The sequence below is a fragment of the Prevotella histicola genome (assembly GCF_055385135.1).
In genome coordinates this window covers 509619-521173 of record NZ_AP043794.1, presented here as the reverse complement: position 1 = coordinate 521173, position 11555 = coordinate 509619, and the positions used below count along the sequence as shown (strand labels likewise).

The 11555-nt window shown below is 47.5% G+C and carries 7 protein-coding genes; all 7 read left to right on the top strand.

Annotation, left to right across the window (positions count from 1 at the left end; translation table 11 throughout):
- Window positions 1-55 precede the first annotated feature (55 nt).
- Complete coding sequence (locus tag ACZ48L_RS10830; RefSeq protein ID WP_025792528.1) at window positions 56-1345, top strand: histidine-type phosphatase; 1290 nt, start codon at window positions 56-58, stop codon at window positions 1343-1345.
- A 254-nt stretch (window positions 1346-1599) separates the two neighbouring features.
- Window positions 1600-1806: a hypothetical protein gene (locus ACZ48L_RS10825; protein ID WP_148295454.1), complete on the top strand. Its 207-nt coding sequence runs from the start codon at window positions 1600-1602 to the stop codon at window positions 1804-1806.
- Window positions 1807-1934: 128 nt separating this feature from the next.
- Entirely contained in the window at window positions 1935-2735 is an 801-nt protein-coding gene (locus tag ACZ48L_RS10820) for a polysaccharide biosynthesis/export family protein (protein ID WP_025792526.1), read from the top strand.
- A 168-nt stretch (window positions 2736-2903) separates the two neighbouring features.
- Window positions 2904-4751 (top strand): glutamine--fructose-6-phosphate transaminase (isomerizing), encoded by a 1848-nt coding sequence (glmS, locus tag ACZ48L_RS10815; RefSeq protein WP_025792524.1) that lies wholly within the window; start codon window positions 2904-2906, stop codon window positions 4749-4751.
- Window positions 4752-4846: 95 nt separating this feature from the next.
- Window positions 4847-6757, top strand: a complete 1911-nt coding sequence (locus tag ACZ48L_RS10810; RefSeq protein WP_025792523.1) for an amidophosphoribosyltransferase — start codon at window positions 4847-4849, stop codon at window positions 6755-6757.
- A gap of 41 nt (window positions 6758-6798) precedes the next feature.
- Window positions 6799-7875, top strand: a complete 1077-nt coding sequence (gene carA / locus ACZ48L_RS10805) for a glutamine-hydrolyzing carbamoyl-phosphate synthase small subunit (RefSeq protein WP_036870726.1) — start codon at window positions 6799-6801, stop codon at window positions 7873-7875.
- Window positions 7876-7877: 2 nt separating this feature from the next.
- Window positions 7878-11102 carry a carbamoyl-phosphate synthase (glutamine-hydrolyzing) large subunit gene (gene carB / locus ACZ48L_RS10800; RefSeq protein WP_008823811.1) on the top strand — a complete coding sequence of 1075 codons (3225 nt, stop codon included), beginning with the start codon at window positions 7878-7880 and terminating at the stop codon, window positions 11100-11102.
- Window positions 11103-11555 lie beyond the last annotated feature (453 nt).

Sequence of the window (11555 nt, the reverse complement as noted above, 5' to 3'; positions counted from 1 at the left end):
AGCACATCCCATCCCCTGGAGGGGTTGGGGGAGACCCTTTTAAGAATACATAACCATGCGTAAACTAAATTCATTATTACTTCTTCTGGTGCTTGCCATCATGTGTCCATCCCTTGCAATGGCACAGTTGCAGCGCCCACAGGACTTCAAAGGAAAGTACAAACTAAAGGAAGTCGTCATCCTGTCACGCCATAACATCCGCTCACCGTTGTCAACAAACGGCTCAGCACTGAGCAAGATGACTCCTCATCAGTGGACAAACTGGTCGTCAGCATCCAGCGAACTGACACTACGTGGCGGTGTTCTGGAGACTGAAATGGGACAGTTCTTTCGCAAATGGACGGTCAACGAAGGACTCTTCACCGAGAACTACGTGCCAACAGTTGATGAAGTGAACGTCTATGCCAACTCTATGCAGCGTTGTATTGCCACAGCACAGTACTTCTCTGGCGGCTTCATGCCTGTTGCAGGACTGCGTGTGAACCATCGTTATGTGCCATCTAAGATGGACCCAATCTTCTTCCCACGTCTCACAAAGAGCACAGAAGCCTTCCGTGCTGAGGCTATGAAGCAGATAGAAGCAATGGGTGGAAAGGAAGGACTCGTTGGTATCAACAAGAGTTTGAAGGACAGTTACGACATCATCTCAAAGGTTCTCGACCTCAAACAGAGTGACTATTATAAGAAAGGTGAGGTGAAAGACTTCGTAAACAACGATACCCGCATCACACTCGAACTGAACCAAGAGCCAGGAATGAAGGGTTCACTGAAGAACGCAAACTCTGCTTCTGATGCCTTCATCCTGCAGTATTACGAGGAACCCGACGAACTAAAGGCAGCCTTCGGACACAAGATCACACGTGACGACTGGACAAAGATTGCCAAGATAAAGGATGTTTACGGTGACGTTCTCTTCACTGCTCCTATCGTAGCTGTGAACGTTGCGCACCCACTCCTGCAGTATATGTATGACGAACTGAACGCTGAAGGACGTAAATTCACCTTCCTCTGCGGTCACGACTCCAACATTGCAAGTGTTGATGCAGCACTCGGCGTTGAGGAATACTCCCTCCCTAACTCTATAGAGAAGAAGACTCCAATCGGCTCAAAGCTCGTCTTTGAGAAGTGGGTCGACGCTTCCGGCAAGGCATATGTGGGTATAAACATCGTTTATCAGAGCACTGATCAGTTGAAGAAGATGTCACTTCTCGACCTCCAGAACGCTCCACAGATCTACGCTTTGAAGCTGAAAGGATTGCAACAGAATGCCGATGGACTCTACACATTCGATGATGTGAACAATCGTTTCCTACAAGCGATACGCGCTTATGATGATATTAAGTAAAGAAAAATAGCAGTAGAGAAAACAATCTACGCTCTTTTACATTCTAAAAGGTGCCCTTTTGCGTTTCAAAAGGGCACCTTTTGCATGGTAAAAGGGCATGTTTTACAACGCAAAAGGGCGTCTTTTACAAGCCTATCTGTAACCCCTTGATAATCTAAAGGTTACAAAGCCGATTTTTCACCATTTCCTTTCATTTTCCTGTTCATCGTGTTTTCTTTTTTGTAAGGTATTTTCTTGTTATGAAAAACATTACTATGGCGCATTCAATCCCTCGGACGGTCCGTGTGAAGACAGCACCCCTCACCCCCCAGCTGATACCCATCATCCCTCACGGACAGCATCATCAGTCGCCACCCTGCGCCATCTTCCCATCCGTTCTCCCCATACCTTTTTCCCAAAAGGCAGCAAAGCACATCCCGTTTCGTCCAGAAAAGCGACAAGAGAGGCGGCACTTTCAGTAGAATTCAACTCATTTCACCCTCGCAAAAGTTAAATAGAGAAAAAATGATTATTCGTTTGTTGCTATCAAAAAATAATTGTATTTTTGCAAAAATTAATGTTGATAGTTGACAATCACGCTATAACTTAAATGAAAAAAATTATCTATTCCCTCGTAGCTACGGCTATGATCATGTTCCTGACAGGGTGCGGTTCCGGCAAGGGAGTGCCTTATTTCACGAACATTGATTCAACGAGTCTGGCTGGTTCACGTGGACTGTTTGATGCGCGTATCATGCCAAAAGACGAATTAACCATTACAGTAAACACTACAGATCCCGATGCAGCAGCACCTTTTAACCTACAGGTGCGCAACCAGCTTGGCTCAGGCAAGCAGATGAGCGCTGGTGGTGGCTCATTGCAAGGGTATCTTGTAGACAACTCAGGATTCATCAATTTCCCCGTAATCGGTAAGATCCACGTCAGTGGACTGACGAAGTCGGAGTGTGAAGACTTAATCAAGAGTAAGATTCAACCTTACCTTGCACGCACGGAAAACCCCATTGTCACGGTGCGCATGAGCAGTTACCGCATCACGGTGACGGGTGAAGTGGGCAAGCCAGGAGTCATTCCTGTGTCAACAGAGAAGATGAGTGTGATGGAAGCATTGGCTCAAGCCGGTGACTTAACCATCTATGGTAGACGTGACAACGTGATGTTGATACGCGAAGATGCAAAGGGTGAGAAGCATGCAGTACGCCTGAATCTCAACGATGCAAACCTCATCAACTCACCTTATTACTATCTCCAGCAGAACGATATCCTCTATGTTGAGCCAAACACGGTGAAGGCTAAGAACTCCGGTATCGGCAGTTCAACCACCATCTGGTTCTCTTTCATTGGTATCGTGACGTCCATCGCCTCGCTGCTGGTAAGTGTTTTAAGAAAATAACATGCACACCTTGCCCCGGACAAAACGTCCTGGGCTGTGGCATTATATTAAAGAAATGGGAATATTCTGTAACATCCAATCTCGTAGCACCGTATGAAACGGTTGCTCAGAGTGATGAGAGAATATTCCCATTTTGGTCGTTTTTAAAAAGAAAGGATAATAGTTTTTATGTGTGGTATTGTAGGATACTTAGGAAAAAACCGCGACGCTTACCCCATTCTTATCAAGGGATTGAAGCGTCTTGAGTATAGAGGATATGACAGTGCAGGCGTTGCTTTGATCAATGAAGACGGTGATCTCAGTGTCTATAAGACGAAAGGTAAGGTGGCAGACTTGGAAGAATTCTGCACCGATAAGGACATAACGGGTCACATTGGCATTGCTCACACCCGCTGGGCAACGCACGGTGAGCCTTCATCTGTCAATGCTCACCCTCATTATTCACAGTCGAAGAACCTCGCCATCATCCATAATGGCATCATTGAGAACTATGCAGAGATAAAGCATAACCTCATGGAGAAGGGCATAGAGTTCCAGTCTGAGACCGACACTGAGGTGCTTGTGCAGTTGATTGACTACATACAGACAAAGAAAAACCTCAGTTTGCTCATGGCAGTTCAGGTTGCTTTGCATCAGGTTATCGGTGCTTATGCCATCGCATTGCTCGACAAGCGTCATCCAGATACCATCATTGCAGCCCGCAAACAAAGTCCGTTGGTAGTGGGAATCGGCGATGGTGAGTTCTTCTTAGGCTCTGATGCCAGTCCAATCATTGAGTATACGGACAAGGTAGTGTACCTTGATGACGGTAACATTGCCGTGATGAAACTCGGAGAAGAGCTGAAGGTGGTGAACATTCTCAATGAAAAACTGTCACCAGAGGTGCAGACCGTCGACATAAATCTGGGTCAGATAGAGAAAGGTGGATACCCTCACTTCATGCTCAAGGAGATCTTTGAGCAGCCAGCATGCCTGACCAACTGCATGCGTGGACGTATCAATGTTGAGCATGACCGCGTCACACTCAGTGCACTCATTGACCATCGCAGCAAGCTTCTCAATGCTAAACGCATCATCATCGTGGCATGTGGCACCAGCTGGCATGCCGGATTGATTGGTAAACAGATGATAGAAACCTTCTGCCGCATCCCCGTTGAGGTGGAATATGCCAGTGAGTTCCGCTATCGCAACCCCGTTGTTGGCGAGTCGGATGTCGTCATTGCCATCTCACAGAGTGGTGAGACAGCCGACACCTTGGCAGCCGTTGAGCTTGCAAAGTCGCGTGGTGCCTTCATCTATGGCATCTGTAACGCCATCGGATCGAGCATCCCTCGTGCCACAGACACGGGTACATATATCCACGTAGGACCGGAGATCGGTGTGGCATCAACGAAGGCTTTCACCGGTCAGGTTACTGTTCTGACGATGTTTGCCTTGGCGCTTGCTGACGCTAAGGGCACCGTCAGCCATGACGAATACGTCAAGACGGTGAAGGAACTGGCGCAGATCCCAGCCATGATAAAGGACCTTCTGAAGGTGAACGACCAGATTGCCGACATGGCACGTACGTTTACTTACGCTCGAAACTTCCTCTATCTCGGTCGTGGTTTCAGCTATCCGGTAGCTCTGGAAGGTGCTTTGAAACTGAAGGAGATCTCCTATATCCACGCTGAAGGCTATCCAGCAGCCGAGATGAAGCACGGTCCTATCGCGCTGATCGACTCTGATATGCCTGTTGTTGCTATCGCAACGCACAACGGAATGTATGAGAAAGTACGCAGTAACATCCAGGAAATAAAGGCAAGACAGGGTAGGGTGATAGCTATTGTGACCAAGGGTGACACGACAATATCGAAGATTGCCGATGCAGTCATCGAACTTCCTGACACCATGGACTGCCTGGAACCGTTGGTAGCAACCATCCCTCTGCAGCTGTTGGCTTATCATATCGCCGTCTGCAAGGGCAAAGACGTTGACCAACCACGTAATCTTGCCAAGTCGGTAACGGTAGAATAGAACTTACATACACGGTACGCACAATATCTGTGCGTACCTGTACGTTTGATAACTGTAGCAGAATAAATATTAAAGGAAGACATAACATCTTATTAATGGAAAAGAATATTCATGAGGATTGCGGTGTGGCGATGATCCGTTTACTGAAGCCACTGGAGTATTATCAGGAGAAATATGGAACCTGGATGTACGGTCTTAACAAGCTTTATCTTATGATGGAGAAGCAACACAACCGTGGTCAGGAGGGCGCAGGACTTGCTTCCGTGAAGCTTTCGTCCGAACCTGGGAATGAATATATGTTCCGTGAGCGGGCTGAAGGGAAGAATGCTGTTACTGAAATCTTCGCTAATGTTCACAAACACTATAAGGACTTCTCACAGGAGAAGCTGTCTGATGTGTCTTTTGTAAAAGCTAATCTTCCCTTTGCAGGCGAACTTTATATGGGCCACCTACGGTATTCTACTACCGGCAAGAGTGGCCTTTCTTATGTCCATCCGTTCCTTCGCAGGAACAATTGGAAGGCTAAGAACCTCTGTATGTGCGGTAACTTCAACATGACCAATATAGAGGATATCTTCGAGAAGCTGACTGATCAGGGACAATGTCCACGTATCTACAGTGATACTTATCTGCTCCTTGAACTCATGGGGCACCGCCTGGACCGTGAAGTGGAGCGTAACTTCGTGGATGCACAGAAGCTCGGACTGACGAAAAAGGACATCACACATTATATAGAAGAGCATGTCCAGATGAGTAATGTGCTCAAGACAACGATGGAAGACTTCGATGGCGGATATGTCATCTGTGGTCAGACGGGGTCGGGAGAGATGTTCTCTATCCGTGACCCGTGGGCTATTCGCCCCGCATTCTATTATATAGATGATGAGATAGTAGCCCTTGCCAGTGAGCGTCCGGTGCTTCAGACCACCTTCGACCTTGAGTGTGAGGACATAAAAGAGCTGCAACCGGGGCAGGCTTTGATAGTAAACAGACGTGGAGAGTGCTCTCTTCAGCAGATATTAGAGCCCAAAGAACGAGCTGATTGTTCGTTTGAACGCATCTATTTCTCACGTGGTTCGGACCGAGATATCTATAAAGAGCGTGAGCAACTGGGTCGACAACTGACGGAACCGGTGTTGAAAGCAGTGGATTATAACACCACTCACACCGTTCTTTCTTATATTCCGAATACCGCAGAGGTAGCTTTCTATGGTCTGATACACGGATTTAAAGAGTGGATAGACGCCCGGAAGGTGGAGCAACTGTCTGCTTTAGGCGATAATCCATCACCAGATGAACTCTATAACATCATCCGTCAGGACGTAAGATCAGAGAAAGTGGCATGGAAAGACATCAAGTTGCGCACGTTTATCACGGAGGGTACATCCCGAAAGGATCTCGCTTCGCACGTCTATGACATCACTTACGAGTGCATTCAGCCCTATAAGGACAACCTTGTCATCATTGATGACTCCATCGTTCGTGGTACAACACTGAAGGAAAGCATCCTTCGTATCCTCGATAGGCTGCACCCTAAGAAGATAGTTGTGGTCTCCAGCGCACCCCAGATACGCTATCCTGACTATTACGGCATCGACATGCCACGTCTGGAAGAGTTCTGTGTCTTTCGTGCAACGATAGCGCTTATCCGCGAAAGGGGTATGGAACATCTGTTGAAAGAGATCTATGAGGCATGCAAAAAGGAGCTTGAGAAGCCGAAGAATGACGCAAAGAACCCAATCAAAAACGCCGTTCGAGCTATCTATAAGCCCTTCACCGTTGATGAAATCAACCGAAAAATCATTGAGATGTTGCGCCCTGAGGGTATGACAACACCTGTTGAACTGGTCTTTCAGAGTGTGGAAGGACTCCATAATGCCATCCCTAAGCATCGGGGTGACTGGTATTTCACGGGTAATTACCCCACTCCAGGCGGCATGAGGTTGGTCAATCAAGCCTTCATCAACTATTATGAACATGTTCATCCCACGCTTTCTGAGGCGTAGAACACAAAAGAAGTATCAATCCAACAATATTAAACAATAAAATGAGGAACGTAACTTTAGTCCTAAGTGATGGGACAAAATTCCATGGAAAGTCATTTGGATATGACGCACCAGTGGCAGGTGAAGTGGTATTCAACACTGCCATGATGGGTTATCCAGAGAGTTTGACCGACCCTTCCTACGCTGGTCAGCTGCTAACAATGACCTTCCCGCTTGTCGGAAACTATGGTGTACCACCCTTCACCATTGAGAAGAATGGTATTCCAACGTTCATGGAGAGTGACAGAATCTATGCCTCAGCCATCATTGTGTCTGACTATACCGAGGAATATTCCCACTGGAACGGTGTAGAAAGTCTTGCTTCATGGCTGAAAAGGGAGCATGTGCCGGGCATAACAGGCATCGACACACGCGAACTAACAAAGGTTTTGCGCGAGCATGGAGTGATGATGGGAAAGATTCTCTTCGATGATGAGCCTGACAATATACCAGAGGCTGACTACGAAGGGGTGAACTTTGTAGACCTTGTTTCTACAAAGGAGATCATCCATTACAATGAAGGTGCAGGCAAGAAAGCTATCCTTGTTGACTGTGGAGTGAAGGCAAATATCATCCGTTCACTCATCAATCGTGGTGTGGAAGTGATTCGTGTACCATGGAATTATGACTATACTGGCATGCAGTATGACGGTCTATTCCTTGCCAACGGACCGGGCGATCCTGACGTATGTAACGATGCTGTGGAGGTCATTCGCAAGCAGATGAACATGAGCAAGAAGCCTATCTGCGGTATCTGTATGGGTAATCAGCTACTCTCAAAGGCTGCCGGTGCAACGATATATAAGCTGAAATACGGTCATCGTGGCCATAACCAACCTGTCAGAATGGTAGGAACAGAGAAGTGTTACATCACTTCCCAGAACCACGGTTATGCTGTTGATGCAACGACGTTGGGCACCGATTGGAAGGAATTATTCGTGAATATGAACGACGGTAGTAATGAAGGTATCTGCCATAAGGAGAACCCTTGGTTCACATCACAGTTCCATCCAGAGGCTTGTTCAGGCCCGGTTGATACTGATTTTATGTTTGATAAATTCGTAGAAACACTGAAATAATAATGAAAGACGAGTCAATAAAGAAAGTCCTGATACTTGGTTCAGGCGCATTGAAGATTGGTGAGGCTGGTGAATTCGACTATTCTGGCTCACAAGCGTTGAAGGCATTGCGTGAAGAAGGTGTTTCTACAGTGCTCATTAACCCAAATATTGCTACGGTACAAACTTCAGAAGGCGTTGCAGATCAGATCTATTTCTTACCTGTGCAGCCTTATTTCGTGGAGCGCGTCATAGCAAAGGAGCGTCCAGATGGTATCCTTTTGTCCTTCGGAGGACAAACAGCACTGAACTGTGGAGTGGAACTTGACCGTACGGGAGTACTGAAAAAGTATGGTGTACGGGTGCTTGGAACACCGGTAAAAGCCATCATGAACACCGAAGACCGTGAGCTTTTCGTTGAGCGATTGGACGAGATCAACGTCAAAACCATCAAGAGTGAGGCTTGCGAAAACATCCAACAGGCTCGTGCAGCAGCCAAGACCCTGGGTTATCCTGTCATCGTTCGTGCCGCATATGCACTCGGTGGACTGGGCAGTGGGTTTGCTGATAACGAGGAAGAGTTGAACACGCTCTGTGAAAAAGCGTTCTCTTTCTCACCTCAAGTGCTTGTGGAAAAGAGCCTGAAGGGTTGGAAAGAGATTGAATATGAGGTGGTACGCGACCGTTACGACAACTGTATCACGGTTTGTAACATGGAGAACTTCGACCCATTAGGTATCCATACGGGTGAGTCAATAGTCATTGCTCCATCACAAACACTGACCAACAGTGAGTATCACAAGCTGCGTGCACTGTCCATAAAGATTGTACGTCACATCGGAATAGTAGGAGAATGTAACGTACAGTACGCCTTCGACCCACAGAGTGAGGACTATCGTGTCATCGAAGTCAATGCCCGTCTCTCTCGTTCTTCAGCCCTTGCAAGTAAGGCAACGGGCTATCCTCTGGCCTTTGTGGCAGCAAAACTAGGCATGGGATACGGTCTTTTCGAACTGAAAAACTCCGTTACCAAGACCACTTCAGCCTTCTTTGAACCAGCACTCGACTATGTTGTCTGCAAGATTCCACGTTGGGACCTCAGCAAATTCCGTGGTGTTGACAAGGAGTTGGGCTCAAGTATGAAGTCAGTGGGCGAGGTTATGGCAATAGGACGTAACTTTGAAGAGGCTATTCAGAAGGGTTTGCGCATGATAGGACAGGGCATGCACGGCTTTGTTGAGAACAAAGAGCTGCAGATTCCCGACCTTGATGCAGCGCTCCGTGAGCCTACTGACAAGCGTGTCTTCGTCATTTCGAAGGCTATGCACAAGGGTTATACCGTTGATCAGATACATGATCTGACGAAGATTGACCGTTGGTTCCTCAATAAACTCAAGCATATCATCGACATTGATGAGGCTTTGAAGCGCCGAAACATCAACACTCTCGATAAAGAACTCCTGCGTGAAGCAAAGGTTTATGGCTTTACCGACTTCCAGATAGCACGTGCTGTGGGCTTGGAAGGCGAAGAACAGAACATGCACAAGGCGATGCTGATAGTACGCCAACTGCGTAAAGGCTTCGGCATCGTGCCTGTTGTCAAGCAGATTGATACCCTTGCAGCAGAATATCCAGCCCAAACGAACTATCTATACGTCACCTATGCAGGCGTAGCATCGGATGTTTCGTTCAGCAATGACCGTAATTCCGTCATCGTTCTGGGCTCTGGAGCTTACAGAATAGGTAGTTCCGTGGAGTTCGACTGGTGTGGTGTGCAGGCACTTAACACCATTCGTAAGCAGGGATATCGGTCTATTATGATCAATTACAACCCTGAAACGGTGTCTACCGACTATGACATGTGCGACCGTCTCTACTTTGATGAGCTTACTTTCGAGCGTGTTATGGACATCATCGACGCTGAAACGCCACACGGAGTGATTGTCTCAACGGGCGGACAGATACCAAATAACCTTGCCATGTACCTGGATGAGCAGAACGTTCCTATCCTTGGTACGGCAGCAAAGGACATTGATAACGCCGAGGACCGTGCTAAATTCTCGTCAATGCTCACCGAAAACGGCATCAATCAGCCTGAGTGGAGCGCACTGACAAGCATGGATGATATTGATAAGTTCGTCGATCGGGTGGGCTTCCCAGTCCTCGTTCGTCCTTCATACGTCCTCTCTGGTGCAGCGATGAACATCTGTTCAAACAAGGATGAGCTGACACGCTTCCTGCAGTTGGCAGCCAATGTCAGTGAGGATCACCCTGTTGTGGTAAGCAAATTCATTGAACATGCAAAGGAAATAGAGATGGATGCCGTGGCACAGAACGGTGAAATCATGGCGTATGCTATCTCTGAACACATCGAATTCGCTGGTGTTCACTCCGGAGATGCCACCATTCAGTTCCCACCTCAGAAGCTTTACGTGGAGACAGTGCGCCGTATCAAACGCATCAGTAGGCAGATTGCAAAGCAACTGCACATCAACGGACCGTTCAACATCCAGTATATGGCGCGCGACAACGATATTCTCGTCATCGAGTGTAACCTCCGTGCGAGTCGTTCGTTCCCATTTGTGAGCAAGGTTCTGAAGCTAAACTTCATTGATCTGGCTACGAAGATCATGCTCGGCGTACCTGTTGAGAAGCCAAACAAGAACCTCTTCGACCTCGATTACGTGGGAATCAAGGCGTCACAGTTCTCTTTCAACCGTCTACAGAAGGCTGATCCTGTGCTGGGAGTGGACATGAGCTCAACGGGTGAGGTGGGTTGCTTAGGCGATGACTCGTCAACAGCACTGCTGAAGTCTATGCTTTCCGTCGGACAACGCATCCCTAAGAAGACTGTTCTGCTCTCAACGGGTGGCGCAAAGCAGAAGGCTGAGATGCTTGATGCAGCCAAAATGCTCCTGCAGCATGGTTATGAACTCTATGCAACGGGTGGTACTTCGAAGTATCTGACCGAGAATGGCATCGAGAATACGCTTGTTTACTGGCCTTCTGATGAGGGAAAAGCACCGCAGGCACTCGACCTTCTGCATGAGAAGAAGATTGATATGGTGGTGAATATACCGAAGGATCTCACTCCACGTGAGCTGACTAACGGGTATAAGATACGCCGTGCTGCCATCGACCTTAACGTTCCTTTGATTACTAACAGTCGACTGGCAAGTGCGTTCATCACTGCTTTCTGCAACGTCAGCATGGATGATATCGACATCAAGGCGTGGGGAGAATACTAAGAAAGTGGGGTGAAAGATAGCCCCGAGTCCTAAGAGGAGGGGAGCCTCCCCAAGCCCCTCCGAAGGAGGGGATGTGATGAAAGCGACGGGGGTTGATAGTCGTTGATGACCTCCATAACCCTTCTGAAAAGGAGGGGATGTACAGAAAACGACTGGGAGGTATCGTTGTTACATCCCTAAAAAGACTTTCTTACAAAGATAAAAGGGGGAGAGTAGACCTGTTGAAAACGTGGGTCTCTCTTCCCCTTCAGCTTTCTTTAAATGCTGCTTTATATTCTGTTGCCTTATAATTCAGCGTTTTTCACTCGGTGCTTTATCACTCCTTACCCTGTGATGCAGTGTGTGTTCATCCAGTGTTTTATCGCTTTTCCCCCTGTGATGCATCATCCCTTTACCTTTCTATGTCATCATTGTCAACTTATGTTTTATCTCTTCCCACCTGATAATTCAGCG